Annotated in this window: 19 protein-coding genes; 14 read left to right on the plus strand and 5 right to left on the minus strand. The window is 69.0% G+C overall.

The genetic code is table 11. From position 1 onward, the window contains the following. Position 1: 1 nt before the first annotated feature. From ACZ7OI_RS05555 to ACZ7OI_RS05565, 3 genes are all read right to left on the minus strand, one after another. The gene (locus tag ACZ7OI_RS05555) at positions 2–1,273 is read right to left on the minus strand and encodes an exo-beta-N-acetylmuramidase NamZ family protein (protein ID WP_470262959.1); all 1,272 of its coding nucleotides are present in this window, start codon (positions 1,271–1,273) and stop codon (positions 2–4) included. Then, the gene (locus ACZ7OI_RS05560) at positions 1,270–3,072 is read right to left on the minus strand and encodes a glycoside hydrolase family 3 protein (RefSeq protein WP_470263447.1); all 1,803 of its coding nucleotides are present in this window, start codon (positions 3,070–3,072) and stop codon (positions 1,270–1,272) included. Before ACZ7OI_RS05560 ends, ACZ7OI_RS05555 begins: the two co-directional genes overlap by 4 nt. Before the next feature lie 658 nt (positions 3,073–3,730). Next, on the minus strand, positions 3,731–4,552 hold the full coding sequence (locus ACZ7OI_RS05565; protein ID WP_470262960.1) for an HAD family hydrolase: 822 nt from the start codon (positions 4,550–4,552) through the stop codon (positions 3,731–3,733). Positions 4,553–5,244: 692 nt separating this feature from the next. Here ACZ7OI_RS05565 and ssd point away from each other — a divergent pair. From ssd to ACZ7OI_RS05605, 8 genes are all read left to right on the plus strand, one after another. Continuing rightward, complete coding sequence (ssd, locus tag ACZ7OI_RS05570; protein ID WP_470262961.1) at positions 5,245–6,303, plus strand: septum site-determining protein Ssd; 1,059 nt, start codon at positions 5,245–5,247, stop codon at positions 6,301–6,303. Then, complete coding sequence (locus tag ACZ7OI_RS05575) at positions 6,304–7,455, plus strand: TadA family conjugal transfer-associated ATPase (protein ID WP_470262962.1); 1,152 nt, start codon at positions 6,304–6,306, stop codon at positions 7,453–7,455. 403 nt (positions 7,456–7,858) lie between these two features. Then, entirely contained in the window at positions 7,859–8,620 is a 762-nt protein-coding gene (locus ACZ7OI_RS05580) for a type II secretion system F family protein (protein WP_470262963.1), read from the plus strand. A gap of 281 nt (positions 8,621–8,901) precedes the next feature. Then, positions 8,902–9,312, plus strand: coding sequence for a type II secretion system F family protein (locus ACZ7OI_RS05585; protein WP_470262964.1), 411 nt, complete (start codon positions 8,902–8,904; stop codon positions 9,310–9,312). A gap of 30 nt (positions 9,313–9,342) precedes the next feature. Next, complete coding sequence (locus ACZ7OI_RS05590; protein WP_344265646.1) at positions 9,343–9,507, plus strand: DUF4244 domain-containing protein; 165 nt, start codon at positions 9,343–9,345, stop codon at positions 9,505–9,507. Further along, positions 9,507–9,845, plus strand: a complete 339-nt coding sequence (locus tag ACZ7OI_RS05595) for a TadE family type IV pilus minor pilin (protein WP_470262965.1) — start codon at positions 9,507–9,509, stop codon at positions 9,843–9,845. Before ACZ7OI_RS05590 ends, ACZ7OI_RS05595 begins: the two co-directional genes overlap by 1 nt. Further along, positions 9,842–10,204, plus strand: a complete 363-nt coding sequence (locus ACZ7OI_RS05600; protein ID WP_470262966.1) for an Rv3654c family TadE-like protein — start codon at positions 9,842–9,844, stop codon at positions 10,202–10,204. Before ACZ7OI_RS05595 ends, ACZ7OI_RS05600 begins: the two co-directional genes overlap by 4 nt. A 1,140-nt stretch (positions 10,205–11,344) precedes the next feature. Beyond that, on the plus strand, positions 11,345–11,965 hold the full coding sequence (locus ACZ7OI_RS05605) for a bifunctional DNA primase/polymerase (RefSeq protein WP_470262967.1): 621 nt from the start codon (positions 11,345–11,347) through the stop codon (positions 11,963–11,965). Between the two features lie 46 nt (positions 11,966–12,011). Here ACZ7OI_RS05605 and ACZ7OI_RS05610 read toward each other — a convergent pair whose 3' ends face one another. Further along, positions 12,012–14,702, minus strand: coding sequence for a DEAD/DEAH box helicase (locus tag ACZ7OI_RS05610; protein WP_470262968.1), 2,691 nt, complete (start codon positions 14,700–14,702; stop codon positions 12,012–12,014). 276 nt (positions 14,703–14,978) lie between these two features. On the opposite strand from ACZ7OI_RS05610, the gene ACZ7OI_RS05615 reads away from it, so the two are divergent. From ACZ7OI_RS05615 to ACZ7OI_RS05625, 3 genes are all read left to right on the plus strand, one after another. Next, positions 14,979–17,264, plus strand: a complete 2,286-nt coding sequence (locus ACZ7OI_RS05615) for a sodium-translocating pyrophosphatase (RefSeq protein WP_470262969.1) — start codon at positions 14,979–14,981, stop codon at positions 17,262–17,264. A 137-nt stretch (positions 17,265–17,401) separates the two neighbouring features. Continuing rightward, positions 17,402–17,989, plus strand: a complete 588-nt coding sequence (locus tag ACZ7OI_RS05620) for a hypothetical protein (RefSeq protein WP_470262970.1) — start codon at positions 17,402–17,404, stop codon at positions 17,987–17,989. Positions 17,990–18,222: 233 nt separating this feature from the next. After that, on the plus strand, positions 18,223–18,924 hold the full coding sequence (locus ACZ7OI_RS05625; RefSeq protein ID WP_470262971.1) for a hypothetical protein: 702 nt from the start codon (positions 18,223–18,225) through the stop codon (positions 18,922–18,924). A 64-nt stretch (positions 18,925–18,988) separates the two neighbouring features. On the opposite strand, the gene ACZ7OI_RS05630 is transcribed toward ACZ7OI_RS05625, so the two are convergent. After that, complete coding sequence (locus ACZ7OI_RS05630; RefSeq protein ID WP_344265618.1) at positions 18,989–19,804, minus strand: S1 family peptidase; 816 nt, start codon at positions 19,802–19,804, stop codon at positions 18,989–18,991. A gap of 306 nt (positions 19,805–20,110) precedes the next feature. Here ACZ7OI_RS05630 and topA point away from each other — a divergent pair, with 306 nt between their 5' ends. From topA to ACZ7OI_RS05645, 3 genes are all read left to right on the plus strand, one after another. Then, positions 20,111–22,990, plus strand: a complete 2,880-nt coding sequence (gene topA, locus ACZ7OI_RS05635; protein ID WP_470262972.1) for a type I DNA topoisomerase — start codon at positions 20,111–20,113, stop codon at positions 22,988–22,990. 61 nt (positions 22,991–23,051) lie between these two features. Further along, positions 23,052–24,200: an MFS transporter gene (locus ACZ7OI_RS05640; protein ID WP_470262973.1), complete on the plus strand. Its 1,149-nt coding sequence runs from the start codon at positions 23,052–23,054 to the stop codon at positions 24,198–24,200. A gap of 63 nt (positions 24,201–24,263) precedes the next feature. Next, positions 24,264–25,115: an ESX secretion-associated protein EspG gene (locus ACZ7OI_RS05645; RefSeq protein WP_470262974.1), complete on the plus strand. Its 852-nt coding sequence runs from the start codon at positions 24,264–24,266 to the stop codon at positions 25,113–25,115. The last annotated feature ends 227 nt before the right edge of the window (positions 25,116–25,342 follow it).

The raw sequence follows: 25,342 nt of genomic DNA on the forward strand, positions 1-25,342 counted from the left end.
CTCAGCGATAGATCAAGTGGGCGCGGCGTCTGCGGGCGAAGTCGGCGAGTTCGGCGCGCCACGCGCCGGTGATCTCGTCGACCCCGGCGCCGGCGTCGACCATGGTGCGCAGCCGCGCGGATCCGGACAGCTTGTCGATCATGTGGTCCGGCCGCCAGCCGAATTTGTCGGGCGCGACGCGCTTGGCCGTCACGAACATCGAGACGGTGGTGCTGATCGCGTCGAAGGCCCGCGGATCGGTGACGGTCACCTGTACGCCGCCGCAAGGCTGGTTCACGAACTTGCCGAAGGTGGGCACGAAGTAGATCTCGCGGAACGCTGCGCCCGGCAGGTGGAGCTTCTCGAGTTCCTCGCGCCAATGCCAGTCGAGGCCGGGCGCGCCGATGATCTCGAACGGCCGGGTCGTGCCGCGTCCTTCGGAGAACACAGTGCCCTCGAACATGCCTGTGCCCGGGTACACGAGCGCTGTGTCCGGCGTCGGCATGTTCGGGCTCGGCAGGATCCAACGGAGGCCGCTGTCGGCGAAGAAGCTGTCGCGTCGCCAGCCGCGTACCTGGACGACTTCGAGCTTCGCCAGCTTCACGCCTTCGCCGGGCAGAAACTCGGCGGCGAAGTACCGTGCCAGCTCGCCGACAGTCATGCCGTGTTGCTGTGCGATCGGCTTCAGTCCGACGCCGGACGAGAACTTCGGGTCGAGGACGGGGCCGGACAGTCGTCCGCCGATGGGATTTGGCCGGTCTAGGACGACGAAGGCCGCGTTGACCTTCGCTGCGGCGACCATCGCCGTGTACAGCGACCAGATGTAGGTATAGAAGCGCGCGCCGACGTCCGCGATGTCGAAGACGACAGTGTCCAGTCCGGCTTTCTGGAACAGCGAAGCGAGCTTCGTCGCATCAGCGCCGTACGCGTCGTACACGGGGATGCCGGTGCGCGGGTCGGTGTAGTCACCTTCGGAGCCACCGGCTTGCGCGCTGCCGCGAAAGCCGTGCTCTGGCCCGAAGGCCGCGACGGGACGTACGCCCGCCGCGACCATCGAGTCGACAATGTGGTCGCCGTTGGCGAGCACACCCGTCGGGTTGGACAGCACGCCGAGCTTGCGTCCGGCGAGCGGACGCCAGCCCTGCGCGGCGAGCTGTTCGGCACCGGTGAGGACCCGGCGTTCCAACTCGGCTTGTGCTGCTTCGGGTGCCGCCTGTGCCGCCGCGGAGCCGCTCGCCAGTACTGGGACCGCGAGTGCCGGAACGGCCAGGAAATTCCTGCGGTTGAGAGTCACCAGGTCAGCCCGTGTCCGAAGGGGTATTTGACGGTGTGCACGTCCGCCCCGGCCGGGACGTCGACCGGCAGCTTCCCGCTGGGCTTCGTCTCGCCGAGCACGACCTTGGCCAGCGCTTCGAGCGACGGCGTGATGTAGCCGTAGGTCGCGAGCCAGGTCGGCACCGGGTTCGCGTACCCGGCGTCGTACGGGATCTGCGCGGCGACCGCGACCACCGGCTTGCCGGTGTCCATCAGCGCCTGAAGAAGCTTGCCCTGCAAGGGGAATCCGCCGAGGTTGTTGGTCAGCACCACGACGACGTCGTTCTGCTTCGCGGCGTTTGCGGCGTCGGCGATCTGCGCGTCGGTCGGCGTCTGCCCGGTGGCCAGAGCGGTCGCCTTCGTGCCGTGCGCGGTGAAGCGGGCGGCAAGCGTTTGCGTCGTGGTCGCACCCCAGCCGGTGACCAGCACGGTCGACGGCTTCTGCTTGAGCGGCAGCACTCCGGCGTCGTTGGCGATCGCGGTGACCGACCGGTCGGCGATGCCCTGCGCGGTCGCCAGGTGTTCCGGCGTACCGACCTTCTTCATGACCTGCGAAGGGTTGTTGAACGGCGCGTACAGGATTCCGCGCTTCAGCTTGAGCTTCAGCACCCGCAGCACGCTCTGGTCGATCCGCTGCATCGGCAGGTCGCCGGACTTCACCGCGGCGATCACGGCGTTGATCGCGACGTCCAGGTGCACCGGCATGAGCAGCTGGTCCACGCCCGCTTTCAGCGCCAGGACGGGGATTTCGGCGTCGCTGTGCAGTTCCCGCACGCCCTGCATCTCGAGCGAATCGGTGATCACGACGCCGTTGTAGCCGAGTTCGCCGCGCAGCTTGCCGGTGATGATCGGCTTCGACAGCGTCGCCGGCTCGCCGGACGGGTCGAGGCTCGGGAACTGGATGTGCGCGCTCATGATCGAGTCGATGCCCGCGGCGATCGCGGCCTTGAACGGCGGCACGTCGATCGCCCGCCATTCCGCCTCGGTGCGATTGATCTTAGGCAACCCGGTGTGGCTGTCGGTCGCCGCGTCCCCGTGGCCGGGGAAGTGCTTCGCGGTGGACGAGACGGTCTGGCTCGCCGGCCCGGATTCCTGGTAGCCCTTGACCTCCGCGGTCACGAAGCTGCTGGCCAGGTCAGGTCGTCCGGAGAAGGACCGGACGCCGATCACCGGGTTGGCCGGGTTGGAGTTGACGTCCGCGTCCGGCGCGTAGTCCTGGTTGATGCCGACCGCGCGCAGCTCGTGGCCGAGGATCGTGGCAGCCTTGGTCGCGCTGCCGGTGTCGCGGCCCGCGGAGATGGCCATCGAGTTGGGGAACTCGGTGGCCGGCGCGCCCATCCGCGTGACCGTGCCGCCCTCCTGGTCGGTGCCGATCTGCAGCGGGATGTGCGCGCCGCTGGAGATCGCGGCGCGCTGCAGGCCGTTGGACAGCTTCGCGACCTGCGTGGGGTCGTCGAAGTTGTCGCGGCTGGTGTTGTTGAAGTAGATGACGCCGCCGAGGTGGTACTTCTGCACGGCCTGCGCGGCGGTGTCGACGCCGAAGTCGGTCTGGTTCTTCGGGTTGACCTCGTCCGCGGACTTGCCGTTCACCCACGTGACGAACAGCTGCCCCACTTTTTCTTCCAGGCTCATGCCGCGCAACGCCTGTGCCGCGGCGGCGTCGAGCTGCGCCGCCTGCTGCTGGGGTGTCTGCTGCTGTTGTTTCGGCGCCGCGAACGCCGAGGAACTCAACCCCCCGACGGCGAGCACCCCCGCAAGGGGAACGGCGAACACCTGCATCCTCCGCGTGCGCGCGAGTCGGTTCGTCACGAATTGCCTCCCAGTGTCGCGTGCCGCCGCGGGTGCGGACGCGAGTCGTGAAGCGTCCACCGGGCAGCACCGGTATCGGGAAGCTACTCACCGCGATACGGGGTTGTCCATCGGCCGAGCGCAGGAACGGGAGGGTTCACCTGGGAGGACGGCGTCCAGTGCCGGTCCGGGTGCGCGCGGATTTCTTCGAGCCGGGCTCGGTCCGCCGCGCGGGGCGTGAATATGCCGTGGGCGGACATAACACTGGCGGCGCCCGTCAGCCGAGGCCAACGGGCGCCGCCAATCAGCGCGAACATCTCGGGCGACCAAGCGTGCAACTCTGGTCGTACCTTCATGGACTCGGCGTCCGGCGTCCCGGTACGCAGTCCCTAGACGACGAGCCTCCCGCGGCGTGCTGCGCGTGGGTACCCGGAGTCCGCGCACGGAGGTTGTCCGGGGTGACAGAGGCTTCTCTTCTACCTCTGTCCTGGCCGAATCAACGTCCGCACCTACTTTCTACGCCGTGAGCGCGGTCACTTCAAGTGCGCGTACGGGTGCACCGGTACAGAGGCTCGATCCGGTGACGGCACCACCCTCAGCAACGGACCTAGCTGCGGAAACCGCGGAATTGGTACCGCCGTGCGGGTGCTCAGTCGCCGATGCCGCGAGACCGGCGGCGACGGCTGAGGCTGTACCAGGTCGCGCCCGCCGCCACCGCGCCCACGCCGAGCGCGACCATGCCCGCGGACTTGGCCGGGATCCGCGTGCGCAGCGACATCGGCCGCTCGAACGCGAGGACCGGCCAGTCGTGCTCGTCCGCGGTGCGGCGCAGCAGCTTGTCCGGATTCACCGCGTGCGGGTGACCCACCACCTCCAGCAGGGGGATGTCGGTGCTGGAATCGGTGTAGGCGAAGCAGTCGGCGAGGTCGTAGCCGTACGTGGCGGCCTGCTGCTTCGCGGCGACGGCTTTGTTCTCGCCGTAGCAATAGAAATCGACCTCGCCGGAGTAGCGGCCGCCGACGATCTCCATGCGGGTGGCGACGCATCGGGTCGCGCCGAGCATCTCGGCGACCGGAGCGGCGACCTCCTCGCCGGTCGCGGAAAGCACGATCACGTCGTGTCCGTCGGCGATGTGCTGCGCGATGAGATCGGTCGCCTCTACGTAGACGAGCGGATCGACTACGTCGTGCAATGTTTCGCGCACGATCGCGGAAACCTGTGCGACATCCCATCCCGCGCACAGCGCGGAAACCTCGGCGCGCATCCGCTCGGTCTTGTCCGCGTCCGCGCCGGCGAGCGAGAAAACCAGTTGCGCGTAAGCACTTCGCAGCGCTGCGCGACGGTTGATCAGCCCTTCGCGCAGCAGCGGCTTGCTGAACGCGAGCGCGCTGGACGAAGCGATGATCGTCTTGTCGAGATCGAAGAAGGCGGCTACGCGCCGGGGTGCTTCTTCGCTGCGGGGTTCGGCCACGTGATCAGGATAGGCGTACCGCGCCGTGTTGTTGGCAGCACACCAGTCGTGGCGGCGGCCGGAAAATCGATGACATCGGCTCGCTTACGGCCTCGGGTGCCGTTATCGAATCGTATGTGTCACTCACACAGCCAACTCATAGCTAACGGAGTTACAGTGAACAGACCCGGTCGTGAACCGGGCTGGTTCAGTCCGACCCCCCGGGGCTGAACCCCTGGCGGCCCTCGTCCCTCCCCCCTGGCGAGGGCCGCCTTCTATTCTCCCCGTTTCCGGATGAGCGAACAATTTTCAGGTCTGCTCCGAAAACCGTTGCGCAGTCTGCGTTTTCGCCCCTGACCTGGGCCGTTCCGGTCGTTCCCTGCGAGCCTTGCGGGCAAGATCAATTAACCGCGCGCTTACCTTTTCTGCGTTTTCTCCTGCAGTGATGCCGGTTACTCGTCCCGGTGCGGCAAATTTACTTCTTTTCACTTGATTCCCCGGAGGTTCTCCGCGGCAATCGTTTTCTCGGCTGAATGCGCGGAGCCGCGCATTGTCTGGTAAGGGCGGACCCTCCGGCGGTTCTGGATCGATTTCGCCCCTCCGGTTGTCCACAACCCCCGGGTTGTCCACAGGACGGAAAAACAGGCATTGCCGACCGCTCCGGCGACGAGCGACGGTGGAGGTCCGGCCCACGAGACCCAGGGGAGGGGCACATGGCCACCGCACAACCGCTCGTCGTCTCCGGCGAGGGAACCGTCTTCGAAGAGATCCGTCGCGTCGCCGCCGTCGTCGGCTGCGAGTTCGACCACGCGCCAGACCTGGCCGCCGCACGCGGACGATGGACGCGCGCCCCGCTCGTAGTACTGGACGAGGACATCGCCGCTGACAGCCCGCCAATGCCGGCACGAGACAGCGTCGTCCTCGTCTGCAAAGGCACACCCAGCCTGGAAACCTGGCGCCGCGCGGCCGCTCTCGGCGCTCGCCGCGTCTTCAGCCTGCCCGACGACGAAGCGGGTCTGACTGGCGCCTTCGCCGATGTCACCGACGCGCCAGCAGAATCCCCAGGCCCAGTAATAGCTTTCGTAGGCGGCCGAGGCGGTTCCGGCACCTCTGTACTGGCCGCCGCGGTTGCCGTAGAAGCCGCCCGCACCGGCCCCGCACTATTAGTCGACTGCGATCCCCTGGGCGGTGGATTGGATCTCCCGCTAGGCCTGGAACACACGAAAGGCCTGCGATGGCCGGAAGTCCGGCTGTCCGGCCGAGTCTCCGTCCCGTCTCTGATCGCTTCGCTCCCGGCTCGCGGCAAGCTCCCCGTACTGTCCTGCGGCCGTTCCGGCGATGGCCCGACCCCACGAGCCTTGTCGGCAGTCGTCGCCGCAGGCAGCCGCGCCGGCCGCACCGTCGTCTGCGATTTACCCCGCCACTTCGACGAAGGCACAGTCGCCGTAGCCTCCGCCGCCGACCTGGTCGTGCTAGTCGTCCCCGTCGAATTCCGCGCTTGCATGGCCGCGAAACAGGTCCTGAACCACCTCCGCCCGCACACCGAGCGGTTCGCGATCGTCGCAAGTGGACACCCCATCGACGGCGTCTCGGCTTCGCAAACCGCAGGCATGCTAGGCCCGCCCGTGCTCGCTTCCGTACCCCCGGAGCGCCGAGTAGCCACCACCTTGGAATCCGGCGAATTCGACCTGCCCCCGAAGGGCGCACTGGCCACCGCCGCCCGTTCCGTACTGGCGAACCTGCGCCCCCTTCCCCTAGAACAGGCCGCATAGATGACGACCGACTTAGTAGAACGTGTCCGCCACCGCCTGGCAGGCGAAAGCCGAGGCACCGACCCCATCGCCCTAGCCGAAGCAGTCCGCGCAGAAGCAGGCGGTGCCCTCAGCCACGACGCAGTGCTGGCCGCCGTCCGTCAAGCCCGAGACGAGTTCGTAGGCGCAGGCCCGCTGGCCCCGCTGCTGGAAGACGACACCGTCACCGACGTCCTAGTCACCGCCCCCGACCAGGTTTGGACCGACAGCCCGCTTGGCCTCACTCACACCACAATCCGCTTCCCCGACGAGGACGCCGTCCGCCGCCTAGCGCAACGCCTGGCCCTAGCCGCAGGCCGCCGCCTAGACGACGCCCAGCCGTACGTAGACGGCTGGCTCCCCGCCCGCCAAGGCCGAATCCGCGTCCACGCCGTACTGCCGCCCATCGCAGCCAACGGCACCTGCCTGTCGCTACGCGTCCTACGCCCGGTGACTCACGACCTGGCCGCACTCCAAGCGCACGGCTCCATCGACACAACCGCCCTGAGCATCCTCCAGACAATCCTTAAGCACCGCCTGGCCTTCCTCATCACCGGCGGCACCGGTGCCGGAAAGACAACGCTTCTGAGCGCCCTGCTAAGCGCGGTAGCCCCGACCGAACGAATCGTCTGCGTAGAAGACGCCGGCGAACTACGCCCGACCCATCCCCAGTTCGTAAGCCTTGTCGCCCGTCCCGCCAACGTAGAGGGCGCAGGCGCCGTGGAACTCCCAGAGCTGGTCCGCCAAGCCCTGAGGATGCGCCCAGACCGCCTGATCGTCGGAGAAGTCCGCGGAGCGGAAGTCTGCTCCCTGCTGAACGCCATGAACACCGGCCACGACGGCGGCGCCTGCACCCTGCACGCGAACTCTCCCGCAGAAGCCCCCGCACGCCTGGAAGCCTTGGCATCCCTAGGCGGTCTCCCCAGGGATGCCTTGCACAGCCAACTATCCGCAGCAGTCCGAGTAATCCTCCACATGCGCCGCACAACCACTGGCCGCCGCCTGACGGAAGTCGCAGTACTCCAGCGCTACCACGGAGAAGTGAAAACCCACCCCATCTGGCGCGACGGCCACTGGACGAGCCGCCGCTCCCTCTTCACCGCCTTGACCACACCGGAGCCAACTCGTGACTAGCTCCCCGCCAGCGCGCTGCCATTTCGCGAGTTCTGCGCTTGCCCGGCATCCACTCGCCAGTTGGCCTTTGCGCACCAGCAGACCTCCCGCCGCCCCAGAGACATCCGCACCTTCCTTCTGGCTTGCCCCGCCCCGTGGCGAGGCGTCCTGCCGGAACCCCGCCACTGCTTAACCGCCCAGTTCGCACTGCCTCCCAGCGGTGGTCAATTCCCGCGCTTACACCGGGCCGTCGATCACCAGCCGACCTTCCCCACTGACCCCCGCGCCTGTCCTGAGCAACCGGTCGACCTTTGCCTCCCTCGACTCCGTGTCTCGCCCGGAACACGCGCACCTTCCTCCCATCCGCCCCCACTCCGTCCAGAAGCAACGCCTTCCCGCCACCACCCAACCGCCCAGAATCGAGGTGCCCCCGTTGATCTCCGCCTGGCCGTTCCTCTGCGCAGGCACCGGAATCCTGTGCTGGCCAACCACCCCCAACCGTCTCCTCCCGTCACCCCGCATCCCCCTCCGCCTCCCCATCCCGCCCCGCCGATCCCTATTGCTGGCCCCAGCCGCCGTCGCCCTGGCACTGGGCGGAATCGGCGCAGCGATAGCCACCGCCCTGCTCACTCTCGCCGTCCGCCAGGAATGGCGGAGCAGAAGGGAAATCACCGAAACCCTGACCCGCGCCGAACGCACCTCGACTGTCCTCCGCACGATGGTCTCCGAACTACGAGCCGGCGCCCACCCGGTAACCGCCGCCGAAGCAGCCGCCGACGCCGTCCCCGAACTAGCCGCAGAACTCCACAACCTCTCCACCGCCGCCCGCCTCGACGGAACCCTGGACTCACCCACGCTCCCCGCGCTCGCCCAATCCTGGAACCTCGCCCGCCGCCACGGCCTGCCCATCGCCGACGCTCTCGACGCCACCCGTCGAGACGTCGACGCCGAAGTCGCCTTCACCCGTCGCCTGCACGCGAAAATGGCCGGCCCGCGCATGAGCGCCATAGTCCTGACCGTGCTACCCATCGGCTGCCTGGCCATGGGCCAGCTAATCGGTGCCAACCCACTCGCCGTCCTCACCGAAACCCTTATCGGACAAGCATTCCTGGTCGCAGGCGCAGCTCTGCTGTGGGCAGGCACCGCCTGGTCAAGAACCCTGACCAACCGCAAGGCCACCCCATGACCGCCCTGGCCCTCGCCCTATTCGCCACCGCACTACTGCTCTGGCCAAACACCGCCCGACCCCGACACCTAGCCCAACCCAGCCGCCTCCACCGCACCCCGAGACCAGATGTCTGGCACCCCGCAGCCGCAATCGTCATCGGCCTGTCCGCCACCGTCCTAACCGGAATCCCAGTAGGACTGGCCGCCGGAGCAGGCACCTGGTGGCTCCTCCGCCGATCCCGCCAACCCAAAAACCCAGATGACACCTCAGAACGACTCCGCTCAGCGTCAGTCCTGGACATGCTCGCCGCCTGCCTGCGCGCCGGAATGCCAGTCCCGACCGCCCTGGAAGCCGTAGCGCCCGGCGCACCGCCGGACACCGAAACCGCCCTGCACGCAACAGCAAACCTGCTAGCCCTGGGCGCCGACCCGGTCCCCTCCTGGGCACCGACCCGAGCAAGACCAGGCTTCGCCGAACTGGCAGTAGCCGCCACCCGTACCGCACGGTCCGGGGCAGCACTCGCCTCGACCGCGGCCGACCTGGCCCACCGCATCCGCGACGGACTGGGCGTCGAAGCCGAAGAACGAGCCGAACGAGCCGGAGTCGCCCTGGCCCTGCCGGTCGGTTTGTGCTTCCTGCCAGCGTTCTTCGCCCTCGGCGTGCTGCCGGTAGTGCTCGGCCTGGCCGGGCGAATCGGCGGCCTGCTGTGAACCCATCCACGAGAGAAAGGACAACCGACCATGTGGTTCCTGCCCGGAGACGAGGGCACCACCACCGCCGAATACGCCATCGGCACAGTAGCCGCGGCAGCGTTCGCCGTCGCGCTCTACGTGCTCCTCAGCGGAGACTCAGTCTCCGCGGCGTTGGCCGGACTGGTGCAAAAAGCCCTCACAGTGGCCACCTGATGACCAGCCGTCGCCGGGACGGCGGATTCGTCACGGTGGAAGCCGCCCTGTCCCTGGGCGCGCTAACCGCCGTGCTGGCGATCTTGCTAGCAGGCACCAGTGCAATCGCCGGACACCTCCGGTGCCTGGACGCCGCCCGCGAAGCCGCCCGCCTCACCGCATCCGGGCAGCCAGGAGCCGCCGACGCAGTGGTCCAAACCATTGCCCCGAACGGCGCGCACCTCACCATCCACCGCACCGGCGACGGCCTCACTGCCGAAGTAACCACTGACACACTGGCAGCCCTCCACCTGAGCGCAACCGCCTACGCCACCGTCGAACCAGGCTCACCCTCATGACCCAAGAACACCCAGCCGACGCCGGTGTCGCCACCATCTGGACCGCCCTAGCCGCAGCCACCCTGATCACCCTGACAGTCGTGGTGTGGTGGCTAGCCGCGGCGATCACCGCCCGCCACCGCACCGAAGCCGCCGCCGACCTGGGCGCACTGGCCGCAGCCGCCCACGCCGCCGCCGGACCGACCAGCGCCTGCGCCCGAGCCCAGGAAGTCGCCGACCACGAGCGCGCCGTGCTGACAAGCTGCCGCTGGCACAACCGCGACGCTTACATCGAGGTCCGCGCCAGCGCGTCTCCAATCCCCGGCCTGCCCACCCCCACCGCAAAAGCCCGTGCTGGCCCGGTAGACGAACCTCCCTGACCGCACACCCACTCCGAGCCTGCCCGGCTGGACACCCGCTGGCCCAACGGGCATGCCCGCCGTCGGGCAACGCTCGGGTCTGCCTGACTTGGCATCCGCTGGCCGCTGTATCTGCCGCCGTAGGTGGGCAACTGCTCCGGGCTCGCCCGGCTGGACATCCGCTGGGCCAGCGGATCTGCGTGCGTAGCTGGGCAACTGCCGCGGAGCCTGCCCGGCTGAGCCGGTGGACATTCCTCTGTGGTTCGGCAACTGCTCCAGGTCTGCGCGGCCAGGCGCATGCTGGCCCGGCGACACGCCTCCCTGGTCTGGCAACCACACTCCACGCTCGTCCGGCCCCGGGCACCCGCTGGCTCGGCGGCTCGATTCCCTATCCAGCCGAGCGTCCCGGGCCTGCTCGGGGCCGTCGTTAGCCATTTGGGCGGTCGTCGCCACCTGCGGCGGGCGGACCCGAGCCGCTCGGCGGCTAGCCGTCGCGAACTTGAACCAAGCCTGGCGTTCAGCCGAGCGCCAGTTCCAACCCGGCACCTGCCCGATCTGCCCCACCGTCCCGGTACACGGCTCGCCTCAGCGGCCACCCACCATCCCGCCCACCGGCCGTCCGAACCACCCCGCCCGCCCCACCCGAAGGGAGTTGCAACCTGCCACCCGCCCCGCACACCCCCGCCCGCCCCGTCACCGCGGGCCGCCACCAGAGGTCGTCCGGGCACCCACCGGAACCGCTCGTCGGCGGCGCGCCGGACCGGTGACCGGTCCCCGGGTCACCCCGTCCGTCCGGACTTTTCCGGCACCGGCGATGAGTGGCGAACGCCACGAGCAGCGGTCGGTGCCGGACGCCGAACGGTTAAATCCCCAGGTCAGAGCACTGCTCGACGGGATGCGCCAGCACCGGTGCGGAAAGGCGAGAAAGTGTCGAATCCCGTGGTGGGCCCGTTCTCGCGGGACGGACGGCGGGGTCAGCGGCCGGTGATCGGCGCGTTGTTATCGGCCGGACAGTGGGCTACTGGGCGTTCATCGCTCGGTAACCGCCGGTTGTCGCGTGGAGTCTTCCCCGCAATGTGCAACTTGCCGTTTAGTGAGACATGCGCCACCACGGCCCCGACCCGGACGGCGCGAAAACCGGACCTCGAAGGCAGGAAAGCAATGTTGGACGCGAATTGGCCGGACAGCTGGCGGAACGCCTTCCGCATCGAACTGCGTGCGGAGGCGATCGGCCTCGCTTGGCGCGGCTGGCCGGTGCTTCCGGGGGCGACCCCGGAACCGATCACCGCGGAGGGGGACGACCTGACCTGGCGCCGGCCGGTGCCGGTGCGCGACGAGTGGCGTGAGCTGGTCGGCTCGCACGCCCACGAGGTCGCCAGCTGGTTCTCCGACCGCACCCACAGCCTGCTCGTGGCGACCGGCACCGTGCTCGACGCGGTCGAGGTCGACCAGGAACTGGGCAAGCGCGCGGCGCGGCTGCTGCGGTCCATCGGGCACCCGGCCCCGATCGTCGCGATGCCGAACGGCCGGTGGCTCTTCCTTACCTCGCCCTCCGAGCACCTGCCTGCCGAACTCGTCGACCAGGTCTCCGTGCAGTGGCACGGCAAGGACAGCTACATCCCGCTGCCGCCGTCGCCGTTCCAGCACGGTGTCGTGCACTGGCGCGTGAAGCCCGAGGTGTGCGGCTGGCAGCTGCCGCCCGCGGCCGAGGTGCAGGACGTGCTGGTCCGCGCCCTCGCCGACGAGCACGCCCCGATGCTGGTCGAGAGCACCGCCGCCTGATCCGGTTCCATCCCGGCAGGCAGCACGCGACAACCGAAGACAGTCTTCACGTTCCACCGTGGCCGCACTGTTCCCCGTGCTGACGCAACGCCCCGAGCACGGCTCCCAGTACGGCCACCGCCCCTGCCTTGTCCAGCGGATCGTTGCCGTTCCCGCACTTCGGCGACTGGACGCAGGACGGGCAGCCCGTCGGGCACTCGCAGGAGACGATCGCCTCCCGCGTAGCGGCCAGCCACGGGACAATCGCGGCATAACCGCGGTCGGCAAACCCCGCACCCCCGGGATGCCCATCGTGCACGAACACCGTCGCCTCCCCGGTGTCCTCGTGCCACGCGGTAGACACCCCGCCGATGTCCCAGCGGTCGCACGTAGCGAACAGCGGTAGCAGGCCGATCGCCGCGTGCTCGGCGGCATGCAGGGCACCGGGGACGCGCGCCGGAAGCAAACCGGCGCCCCCCGGTGCTCTGCCAGCACCCCCGGTCCCCACCGGTCCCACCGCAACACCGATCTCGACCCCGGCACCGGGCCCCCGCCCAGCCGCCGGTTGCCCCGAAACTTCGCCGGTTACCCCGACAACCGACGAGGCGCCCCCGGTCCCCACCGGTTCTCCATCCGCTCGACTGGCCGTTGACCCCACAGCGGTCCCGTCGTTCTCCGCGGCGGTTGGCGACGTGCTTCCGGTCCCCACTGGTTCGCCAACCGCGCGGCTGATCGCCGACGCCGCAGCGGTCCCGCCGATTTCCGCGGCGGTTGGCGGCGACACACCCCCAGTCCCTGCTACCGACCCCCGGCCACCCCCAGCCGGAGATTCCAGCAGCTCACCCGAAATCGTGTACCAAACCGCCCGCGTATGGAGGCTCTGTTCCGGCAGATCGAGCGGCGTATGGTCCAGCACCTCGCCTGACGGCCGCCTCCGCAGATACCCCACCACCTGCGACGTCACCGCGACCTCGCCCAGGCATACCGTCACCCCGCCGTGGCGGCATTGTTCTTCCGTCGACAGCACCGAAATGTCCACGATCTCGCGCGGCGAAGTCGTCCAGTCCGGATCCTCCGCGTGCACCAGCGCGAGACCCGTCTCCAAGTCCAGCTCATCGACGACATACGACGAACCCTGGTGCAAATACACCGCACCGGGGTGCACCGAGTAGCAAGCCGAGCCGGGGTCGACGGTGCCTAGCATTCGGCCCGAGTCCGCTTCCACTACCGCGATCTGGTCGCCGCCCGAGCCGCGGATGCCGACCTCCCCGTGCGGGCGGTCGCGCGAAGTCCAGTACCAGCCGCTCGATCGACGGCGCAGCAGTTTCTCCGACGCCAGGTCCGCCAGCACCGCCCGGGCCGCGTCGCCGCCGAAGGTTTCCAGTTCTGGTTCGGTGAGCGGCAACTCCGCGACGGCGCACGCGAGCTGCGGGCCCAGCACGTACGGGTTCGTCGGGTCCAGCACCGCCGTCTCCACCGGGCGTTCCAGCAACGCGGCCGGATGGTGCACCAGGTAGGTGTCGAGCGGATCGTCACGTGCGACGAAGACCACCAAGGCTTCATCGCCCGAACGCCCGGCGCGGCCGGATTGTTGCCAGAAAGACGCGAGGGTGCCGGGATAGCCCGCCAGGACCACGGCGTCCAGGCCGGCGATGTCGACGCCCAGCTCCAAAGCATTCGTGGTCGCGACACCTAGCAGACGGCCAGAAAGCAGGGCTTGCTCCAGCGCCCGACGCTCCTCAGGGAGATAGCCGGATCGGTACGCGGCAACGGTATCCGCCAATCGAGGGTCCACTTCGGACAGTAGGCGGCGGGCCCCGAGCGCAGTCAGCTCGGCTCCGCGACGGGAGCGGACGAAAGCCAGCGATCGCGCGCCTTCGACAACCAGCTCGGTGAGAATGCGCGCGGTCTCGACGCCAGCCGGACGGCGGACGGGCGCGCCGTTCTCGCCAGTCAGTTCGTCCAGCAGCGGCGGCTCCCACAACGCGACCGTGCGCGCACCGCGCGGAGACGCGTCGTCGGTGACCGCGGAGCACTCCACCCCGGTGAGCCGAGTGGCGAAGGAAGCGGGCGAAGCGGTGGTCGCCGAAGCCAGCACGAACACCGGTGAAGCGCCGTAGTGCTCCGCCACCCGGCGAAGGCGGCGCAGCAACAGCGCGACGTGCGAGCCGAAGACCCCTCGATAGCTGTGGCATTCGTCGACCACCACATACCGCAGCCGGCGGAAGAACTGCGTCCATCGGGAGTGCGCCGAGAGGATGCCGCGGTGCAGCATGTCCGGGTTGCTGAACACCCAGTTCGCGTGCGCGCGGACCCAGTCGCGCTCTGTCATCGGGGTGTCCCCGTCGAACGCCGCCGCGCGTACGCCCGCGACGTCCAAAGAGGACACCGCGCGCAGCTGATCAGCGCCGAGCGCCTTCGTCGGCGAGAGATACAGCGCGGTCGCCCGCCCGTCCGTCGCCAGCGCGCTGAGCACCGGCAGCTGATACGCCAGCGACTTCCCGGACGCGGTGCCGGTGGACACCACGACGTGCGTGCCCGAATGCGCCAGCGAAGCCGCCTCGGCCTGGTGCCGCCACGGTTTTTCCACTCCGGCCGCGCCGAACGCGGCCACGACCGACGGCTCCGCCCACTCCGGCCACGGCTCGTGCCGGGCCGCGCGTTCCGGCAGCCGGGACACGTGCGTCACCGGATTCTCGTGCGCCGGGATCCCTGCCGTGACCCGGTCCAGCAGCCTCCGTCCTCGCTCTCCCACCACGTGCCGAAGCTTCGCACAGGGCACCGACAAAACCTGGCCGAGATCGATCCAGTGACCAATCACACAAGGTTACCGAACGTGCTGTCGCCGGGACGCATTGCGGACGCGCAGATCACTACCAATACACTCCCTCGATCCACACCCACTGTGGCGAGCGTCATGTGAGACGTGCATTGCTTGCACGGCTAGCGTGTCCTTCGGCACAGATCCCCGCCAGTGCAGGCGCGCCGGGTACGACGGGCCCGCGCTGGCCAGACGGCGTTCCCAGGAGGACGAATGTCCCGGCAGTTCCTCGCGGAGGGCGGTATCACGCTCACCGGGGGTGGCTACACCATCGTCGGTGTGGTCGCCGTGGTCGCCCTTGTCGCACTGGCTATCGGTTACGTCCTGCTCAAGGAGGTGCTGGCCGCGGGCCAGGGCACCGCCAAGATGCAGGACATCGCGAAGGCAGTGCAGGAAGGTGCGGCCGCATACCTGAAGCGGCAGCGCAACACCCTCGCCATCTTCGGCGTGATCGTGTTCCTGCTCCTGTTCGCGCTTCCCGCGGACGACTGGAGCGAACGGATCGGCCGGTCGCTCTTCTTCCTCGTCGGGGCGGCGTTTTCGTTCACCATCGGCTACCTCGGCATGTGGCTGGCCACGCAGGCGAACCTGCGCGTGGCCGCCGCGTCGCGCGAGGAAGGCGGTCGCGAGACGGCGATGCGCGTGGCGTTCCGCACCGGCGGCGTGGTCGGCATGATCACCGTCGGGCTCGGCCTTCTCGGCGCGGCGATCGTGGTGCTCGTCTACACCGGCCAGGCACCGAAGGTGTTGGAGGGCTTCGGTTTCGGCGCGGCGCTGATCGCCATGTTCATGCGAGTCGGCGGCGGCATCTTCACGAAGGCCGCCGACGTCGGCGCCGACCTGGTCGGCAAGGTTGAGCAGGGGATCCCCGAGGACGACCCGCGCAACGCCGCGACGATCGCCGACAACGTCGGCGACAACGTGGGCGACTGCGCCGGCATGGCGGCGGACCTCTTCGAGTCCTACGCGGTGATGCTCGTCGCCGCCCTGATCCTCGGCAGCTCCGCGTTCGGCGCGTCCGGCCTGATCTTCCCGCTGATCGTGCCCGCGATCGGCGTGATCACCGCGGTGATCGGCGTCTACATCACGAAGGCGCGCGCGGGCGAGGGCGGCCTGGTCACGATCAACCGCTCGTTCTACATCTCCGCGGTCATTTCCGCGGTGCTGTCGGCGGTCGCCGCGTTCATCTACCTGCCGAGCAGCTTCGCCGAGTTCGGCGAGGGCTACGCGCACAACACCGGCAACCCCGCGGTGATCGCGACGGTCGCGGTGATCATCGGCATCGTGCTCGCCGCGCTGATCCTGCGCATCACCGGTTACTACACCGGCACCGAGCACAAGCCGGTGCAGGACGTCGGCAAGACGTCGGAAACCGGTGCGGCGACAGTGATCCTGTCCGGTATCTCGGTCGGTTTCGAGTCCGCTGTGTACACCGCGCTGGTGATCGCCGCGGCCGTGTTCGGCGCTTACCTGCTCGGCGGCGGCGTCGCGCTGTTCGCGGTGGCGCTGGCCGGCACCGGCCTGCTGACCACCGTCGGCGTCATCGTCGCGATGGACACCTTCGGCCCGGTCTCGGACAACGCGCAGGGCATCGCCGAGATGTCCGGCGACGTCGACGAGAAGGCCGCGCAGATCCTCACCGAGCTGGACGCGGTCGGCAACACCACCAAGGCCATCACCAAGGGCATCGCGATCGCCACCGCGGTGCTCGCGGCGACTGCGCTGTTCGGGTCCTATTCGGACGCGATCGCGAAGACCGTCGCCGAACGCGGCGAGGGCGCGGTCACCGCCGTGACCTCGTTCGTCAACGAGGTGGTCAGCCCGAACACGCTGGTCGGCATCATCGTCGGCGCGGCAGTGGTGTTCCTCTTCTCCGGCCTCGCGGTCAACGCGGTTTCGCGCGCCGCCGGCGCGGTGGTGTACGAGGTGCGCCGCCAGTTCCGCGACATCCCCGGGATCATGGAGGGCACCACGCGGCCCGAGTACGGCCGGGTCGTCGACATCGTCACTCGCGATTCGCTGCGGGAGCTGGCGACGCCGGGTCTGCTGGCCGTTTTCGCGCCGATCGCGGTCGGTTTCGGCCTCGGCACCGGTGCGCTCGCCGGGTACCTGGCCGGCGCGATCGCGACCGGCACGCTGATGGCGATCTTCCTCGCCAACTCCGGTGGAGCCTGGGACAACGCCAAGAAGCTCGTCGAGGACGGCAACCACGGCGGCAAGGGTTCCGACGCGCACGAGGCGACGATCATCGGCGACACCGTCGGCGACCCGTTCAAGGACACCGCCGGTCCCGCGATCAACCCGCTGATCAAGGTCATGAACCTGGTCTCGGTGCTGATCGCGCCCGCGGTGGTCACGCTGACGCTCGGCGGCGGCGCGGACACCACGTGGCGGATCGTGATCGCGGTGGTCGCGGTCGCGGTGATCGTCGCGGCGATCGTCGTGTCCAAGCGGCGCGGCAGTGTCATGGCGGAGACTCCGGCGGAGGCGAAAGCCTGACGCGTTGCTCCATTCGGGCCCGGTACGCCTTGTGCGTGCCGGGCCCGTTCGCGTCCACGACCCGGGGCGAGTTGCGGACTACTGGCGGGTCGGTACCGTGGCCGGGACACGGATTTCGAGGCGGAGGAGTGGTGCGAGTGCGGCCGCGGTGGACCGGTTTAGCCGCGCTGGCAACAGGAATCGGCATCGGGCTGACCGGCTGCGGGCAACCGCCGCCGCCGGCTGAGCAGGTCTCCTCCGGCGGGCACGCGGAGGCGGCGAGCCAAGTCGATCCGGCCGCGAAATGGGCCGACGGATACTGCGGCGCGGTCACGCATCTGGTTCGTGCCTTGGCCAATCTGCCTTCGATCGACCCGAGTTCGTCGGCGCAGGCCACGCGCACGTCCAGTGATCTCCTGGCGTCGGTCGCCACCGGCATCGACCAGACTGTGTCCGGGCTCCACCGGGTCGGCCCCGCGCCGTTGCCCGGCGGCGAGCCGGCGCGCACCGCTTTGCTCAGCCAATTCACTTCGGTGCGGCAGCAAGCCGACGACGTGCGCGGCAAACTCGACGCGGCCGCCGATCCCGACGCGGTGAAGGCAGCGCTGGACGACGCGAAGTCGGCTATCGACCAGATTTCCCGGCTCGACGTCCTCAAGGGCTTGGACGCGACACCAGCCCTGTCCGCGGCGGGCAAGCGCGCGGCGGGTTGTCAGCAATTGGTGGTGCCGCCCGCGCCGCGCTGATCGGCGTCTGGATAGAGCGCGCGCCGAAGGGCGACGGCCAGCTCGGCTTCGCTGGTGTCCTCCGCGAGCTGGAGGACGAGAACCGGTCCGCGGCGCTGGACACGTTCGGAGACCGCGAACAATTCCTCTCCTCCCGGGGTGACCGGTATTGCTATACCGGCAACGCTGCGTGCCCGGCAAATACCTCAGCGGAACTCTCGCCTTCAATCGAACTTGTGTTCTATCATCGCGGCGTGGATCGGACGATCTCGCTGTTTTCGGCGGAGGCGACCGGCCCGGGCCTGCCAGACCTGGCCGGGCTGTTGTGCTGCCAGGGACAGATCACCGGGTTCGGCCGCACGGCGGCGCGGCTGTCGGTGCTGGTCGAGGAGTCGTGGCGGGCTCGGGTGCTGGCGAGGGAATGCCGCAGCCGGGGTGCGGACGCGCAGGTCGCGGTGGCCGAATGCGGCAGATCGCAGGTGCGCACGTCGTTCCGGGTCGATCTGCTCGGGCTCGCCGAACAATGGCTGCGTCCGGGGCACACCGGTCCGGTGGAGGACGATTCGGGCAAGGCGGTGCCCGGCGGATTCCGGCTGAGCGGCGCGATGCTGCGGATGTGGGCGCTCGCGGCGGGCCGTCCCGAACCCGGCGGCTACCTGCTGGGCGTCGATCCGCTGGCCCCGGGAACGCACGAGGAACTCCTGGCGGTGCTCGCGCCGTTGGGGGTCCAGGCGCGGCTGCTCGGGCCGAAGGCGGAGCAGCCGGCGGTGCGGGTGAGCGGGCGGCGGAAGCTGGCCGGTCTGCTGGAGCTGATCGGCGAACCTCCGCTCGGGGCGGAGTCGGCGTGGCCGGAGCTGCCTCCGGCGGGGGAACGCCGCGAACGGACGCCAGGGGAGGCACGTCGCGGTGCTCCAGCGGAGAGTCCTTCACAGTATTTACTGGAGGCTGTCGGGTAGCTGCGCAAGAGAAAAGGCCCCCGTCGCTCAGTGAAGCGACGAGGGCCTGTCCGGTGGGGAAGTCTTACGGTTTCGGCAGAGTGCAGCCCTGCTGGTTGAGGTCGATCTCGTTGGCCGGGGTCAGGCAGGCGGGAATTCCGTAGGTTTCCTGGCCGTACTTGTAGTTCGGCCGCACGGTCGTGTTGCCGGCTTCGTCGACCTCGCACGGGTTGTTCAGCGTGCAGCTCTCGCCGTTGTCGTTGGACGTGTTGTTCACGCCGATGACCTTGCCGGTGTTGCGGTCGACGACCGGCGAACCCGACGTGCCGCCGATGGTCGCGCAGCCCGGGACGTAGCGGATCGAGTCCTTCCAGACCCAGTTGTTCTCGTGCAGTTCGTGCACGAAGCCGTCGATCGAGCAGGAGTAAATCTGCTTCCAGTACCCGGACACCACGTCGATCGGCGTGCCCGCCTGCGGGTGGCTGTTGACCAGTTCGAGCGGCGGCACGTTGTACTTCTGCTGGATGTCCGCGTAGGTGTCGGACAGCTGGTACAGCGAGATGTCGGTGTCGGTCATCGTCGCGTAGACGACCTTGGTCGCGGTCACGGTGCCCACCGAGCTCTGCCCGTCCGGCGAGAGGAGGTCGAACGACCGGTTCGAGGCTTGTCCGACGATGACCTGGCCCGGATCGGGCATGCCTTCCTCGAGGCAGTGGCCGTTCGACAGCACCATCGCGGGCGCGTCCATCGGCGTGGCGGCCGGTTTCACGACCGAACCAGAGCAGTTGGACAGCGCCACGGCGCCCGTGAACGTGGTGGTCGCCGCGCTTGCTTCGGGGGCGGTGACCAGCGCGAATGTCGCCGTGACGGCGATCGCGACGCCAACCAGTCGGCGGATCATGGTGGGTTCCTTTCGGCTGGGGGGAGGAATAAGTGAACCGTCGACGTACTTGGACCCGCCACCGTCTAACGGAGGGTATCGGTGGTATGACCAGTTACCCTGCACGGCACGTGTCCGATATCACGTGCTAGGTGTGGAGGAGAAACATCGCCGAGGTCAGCGGCGATCCGACGGGCAAGGGCCCAGCGGCTCGTCAGGGCACCTCGACGCTGCGCGGACACCGGGGACGTGCACACTGACAGGTCGAGACGCGGGCGCAGTACCCCTCTGGTGCAGGGGTGAGAGCGCCGCTGCGGCGGCGCGGAGATGAGTGGAGAGCAGGGCAGCGTGGCAGGAACACGGACCAAGAAGAGCGGTACCGGGGGCAGCGGTGCCGATCGACGGCGGCTGGTGATCGTCGAGTCGCCAACCAAGGCCCGCAAGATCGCCCCCTATCTCGGCGGCAACTACGTCGTCGAGTCCTCCGTCGGGCACATCCGGGACCTGCCCCGCGGCGCCGCCGACGTCCCCGCGCAGTACAAGGGCGAGTCGTGGGCGCGGCTCGGTGTCGACATCGACAACGACTTCAAGCCGCTGTACATCGTCACCCCGGACAAGAAGTCCAAGGTCACCGAGCTGAAGGGGCTGCTGAAGGACGTCGACGAGCTCTACCTCGCGACGGACCCCGACCGCGAGGGCGAGGCCATCGCGTGGCACCTGCTGGAGACCTTGAAGCCCAAGGTCCCGGTGCGCCGGATGGTCTTCCACGAGGTCACCGAGCAGGCCATCCAGGCGGCCGCCGCGGCCACCCGCGAGCTGGACGCCGACCTCGTCGACGCGCAGGAAACCCGCCGCATCCTCGACCGGCTTTACGGCTACGAGGTCTCGCCGGTGCTGTGGAAGAAGGTCATGCCGAAGCTCTCGGCGGGCCGCGTGCAGTCCGTGGCGACGCGGATCGTCGTGGAGCGCGAGCGCGAGCGGATGCGCTTCACCTCGGCGTCGTACTGGGACATCTCGGCGACCATGGACGCCGGAGCCGACGCTTCGCCGCGTACGTTCCCCGCGCGCCTCGTCGCGGTCGACGGCTCGCGCCTCGCGACGGGTCGCGACTTCGACTCCAACGGTCAGCTCAAGGGCAACGCCGCGGACATCCGCGTGCTCGGCGAGTCCGACGCGCGGGCGCTGGCCCAGGCGCTGGGCGAGCGTGACTTCAAGGTCGCGAGCGTCGAAGAGAAGCCGTACACGCGCAAGCCGTACGCGCCGTTCATGACGTCGACGCTGCAGCAGGAGGCGGGCCGCAAGCTGCGCTTCACCTCGGAGCGCACGATGCGAGTCGCGCAGAAGCTGTACGAGAACGGTTACATCACCTATATGCGTACCGACTCCACGACGCTGTCGGAGTCGGCGATCACGGCCGCGCGTAGCCAGGCAACGCAGCTGTACGGCAAGGAGTACGTCTCGCCGTCGCCGCGCCAGTACACGCGCAAGGTGAAGAACGCGCAGGAAGCGCACGAAGCGATCCGGCCGTCGGGCGAGGTCTTCCGTACGCCGGGCCAGGTCGCGAAAGAGCTGGACACCGACGAGTTCCGGCTCTACGAGATGATCTGGCAGCGCACCATCGCGTCGCAGATGGCGGACGCGAAGGGCACCACGATGTCGGTGCGCATCGTCGGCACCGCCGCGACCGGCGAGGAGTGCACCTTCGCCTCTTCGGGCCGCACGATCACCTTCGCGGGCTTCCTGAAGGCGTACGTCGAGGCAGTCGACAGCGAGGCCGGCGGCGAGGCGGACGACAAGCAGAGCCGGCTTCCGGTGCTCGTCAAGGACCAGGGCCTGACCGCGCCCGAGCTGTCCGCCGACGGCCACTCCACGTCGCCGCCCGCGCGCTACTCCGAGCCGAGCCTGGTCAGCAAGCTGGAAGAGCTGGGCATCGGCCGCCCGTCGACGTACGCGTCGATCATCAAGACCATCCAGGACCGCGGCTACGTCTGGAAGAAGGGCTCCGCCCTGGTTCCGTCGTGGGTCGCGTTCGCGGTGATCGGCTTGCTGGAGCGGCACTTCGAACGGCTGGTGGACTACAACTTCACCGCCGGTCTCGAGGACGAGCTGGACCGCATCGCCAGCGGCGACGAGCACCGCGTCGAATGGCTGTCGAAGTTCTACTTCGGCGGCGACTTCGGCGTCGAGGGCTCGGTCGGCCGGCTCGGCGGGCTGAAGAAGCTGGTGGACGGCAGCGTCGAGGGCATCGACGCGCGCGAGATCAACTCGATCCCGATGTTCAGCGACGCCGAAGGCCACCAGGTCGTGGTGCGCGTCGGCCGCTACGGGCCGTATCTGGAGCGCGAGGTCAACGGGGAGTCGCAGCGCGCGAACCTGCCCGAAGACCTGCCGCCGGACGAGCTGACGGCGGAGATCGCGGAGAAGCTCTTCGCGACGCCGCAGGAAGGCCGTGTCCTGGGCACCGACCCGGTCAGCGGACACGAGATCGTGGCGAAGGAAGGCCGCTTCGGCCCGTACGTCACCGAGCTGCTCCCTGAGCCGGAGCTGCCCGAGGACGCCACCGCGGCGCAGAAGAAGGCCGCGAAGGCGAAGCTGCCGAAGCCGCGTACGGGCTCGCTGTTCAAGTCGATGTCGATCGAGACGATCACGCTCGACGACGCGCTGAAGCTGCTTTCGCTGCCGCGCGTCGTGGGCAAGGACCCGGAATCGGGCGACGAGATCACCGCGCAGAACGGGCGCTACGGGCCGTACCTGAAGAAGGGCACGGACTCGCGCTCGATCCAGACCGAGGACCAGCTGTTCTCGATCACGCTGGAAGAGGCGCTGAAGATCTATTCGGAGCCGAAGCAGCGCGGCCGGTCGGCCACCGCGCGTCCGCCGCTGAAGGAACTCGGCGACGACCCGGTGTCGGGCAAGCCGATGGTGGTCAAGGACGGCCGCTTCGGTCCGTACGTGACCGACGGCGAGTACAACGCGACGCTGCGGAAGTCCGACAGCATCGAGGAACTCACCGCGGAGCGCGGGGCCGAGCTGCTGGCGGAGAAGCGCGCGAAGGGTCCGGCTCCGAAGAAGCGGACCACGACGCGCAAGGCTCCGGCGAAGTCCACCGCGGCCAAGTCGACGACGACCAAGTCCGCGGCGGCGAAGTCGACGACTGCGAAGAAGGCTCCAGCCAAGCGGAGCAGTACGGCGACTAAGTCGAAGTAACGAGGATCTGAAGGGCCACCTGGAAAACTCCGGGTGGCCCTTTCTCGTGTCAGGGGGACGGATGGGGGAGACACAGAGCGCTCGCGTCGCGGTTTCCGTAGTTTTCGCGGTGTGTGGTGCGGCCTTCGCCTCGTGGGCGGCTCGAGTGCCTGCGGCGCAAGCGAAACTGGGTCTCAGCGCCGGAGAGCTCGGGATCGGGGTGTTCGGGCTCGCCGCCGGTTCGGTTGTCGCGTTGCTGGCCGCGGGGCCGTTGATCACGAAGATCGGCAGCCGGCGCGGGGTTCTTTGCGGGGCTGCGGTGTTGTGCGGAGGACTGCCGCTCGTCGCCTTCGCGCCGGACATGCCGTTGTTCGTCGCCGCGCTGGTGGTGCTCGGGGTGGGCAACAGCCTGCTGGACGTCTCGATGAACGCGCACGCCGCGCGCGTCGAAGAGGCTTACGGGCGACCGATTTTCGCCGGGTTCCACGCTTTCTGGAACATCGGCGGGCTGGCTGGCTCGGGCGTCGCGGCGCTGATGGAGCTGTGGCGCGTGCCGATCGAAGCGCACTTCACCGCTGCTGGCGCGGTGTTGCTGGTGCTGGCGGTTTTCGCTGCTTCGCAGTTCTTGCCAGGCGCTGACCGCGGACAGGGTGAAGCGGCGTTTGCCTTGCCCAGCAAGGCATTGATCCCCTTGGGTGTGATCGCGTTCTGCGGTTTCGTCGCCGAAGGCACGGTGAACGACTGGAGCGCGGTCTACCTCCGCGAAGTCACCACGGCGAGCGCGGCCGTCGCGTCGCTGGGCTACTTCGCGTTCTCGATCACGATGATCGCGGTGCGCACGGTGGCCGACCGGGTCGTCGAGCGTGTCGGCGCGGTGTTGTTCATGCGGGTCGCGGCCGCGGTGACGGTCGCCGGGTTCGTGCTGGTGGTCGCGGTTCCGGTGCCGGTGGTCTCGGTGATCGGGTTCGCCGTGGTCGGGCTCGGGGTGTCGGGGATCGTGCCGCTCGCGTGGAGCGCGGCCGGGCGCAAGCAGCCGGAAGCGCCGGGCCGGGCGATCGCGGCCGTCGCGGCGTGCGGGTATCTCGGCTTCCTGGCCGGTCCGGTGCTGGTCAGCGGCCTGAGCGGCGGGATCGGCCTGCACTGGGCGTTCGCCGTGGTCGGTGCTCTCGTGGTGACCGTCGGTTTCCTCGCGCCGACGATGCGTGTCGGCGATCCGGTTCCGCAGCGCTGACCGACCGCTCGGCGCACGGATGGGTTGACTCGAACAAAAGTTCGAGAAATTGTCGGTACCAGGGTGTTCAATGACGGGGTGAGCAGTTCAGCACCCGTCGTCTTCGACGTCATCGACGAGGTCATCGGACCGCTGCGGGCCGAGATGCCGCAGCGGCCTTCGGTGATGGAGTTCTACGACCCGCATTTCGAGGTGCCGCCCGTGCTGGCCGAGGAGGAGCCCGCCGGAGCGGCTTCGGGACTGAGCCTCGCCGAGGAGGTCCGGCAGTCGTTCGGGCCGATGCTCGGCGCCGGGCTGGCCGAGGAGGTGGAGCAGTACACGCGGTTCGTCGCCGGGATGGCCGCGCTCGGGCTCGCCGTCGACGGCGAGGTGACCGCCGAGGCGGTCGAGCTGTACCGAGTGCTGCGCGGAGGGTTCATCCGGGGAGTGGTCACCGGGGTGTTCCCGGCGAGCGAGGAGCCGTGGGAGGTGCGGTTCTTCGGAGACGAGGACTTCACCACGGTGATGAGCAAACTGGGCCGCCGGGCGCGGCTGCGGTCCGGGATGCTGAGCGCGCTGCCCGGATGGGTGTTCGACGGCCTGCCGGACCGCCCGCCCGGCCCCGGGCCAGCGGTGCGCATCGAGACGGACGACAGCGGCCTGATCCCGCGCGCGGCGTGGGGAGACCTGGATGTCATCCGCGCAGCGGTGGCCCGGCCACGGCTGGGGACGGTGCTGGTGGATCTCGCCGTGCGGGACGCGGTGCTGGCGGAGTACCCGCACGGGGCGTTCGGGCTGGTGGACAACGACCAGGGGAGGTATCAGTTCCGGGCTGCGCCGAAGGGCGGCGGAGGGGGATGGGTGGTGACGTGGTCTCCGGCTACCCGGGGGACTGCGGAGGCTTGGATCGTGGAGGCGGTGCGGAGTTGTATTTGATGGGGCTGGGTTAGCCGGGGCTGGGTTCGCGGGTCTGCGCGGCAAACTGTGTTTGATGGCGTCGGCTTCGCCGCCGCGGCGGGATCGCCTTTAAGTCGGCGTGTGGAGGGTCAGTGCACCCGGCCCGGGGGGGAGTGTGGTTCTGGCCCTCCCCCCCCACAACGACCTCCCGCGTGTGGGTGTGTAAAAGAGCGTGGGGCGGGGTGTAGGGTGGGCCTGGGTCGGGG

It is taken from the genome of Amycolatopsis sp. NPDC114503 (assembly GCF_055633655.1).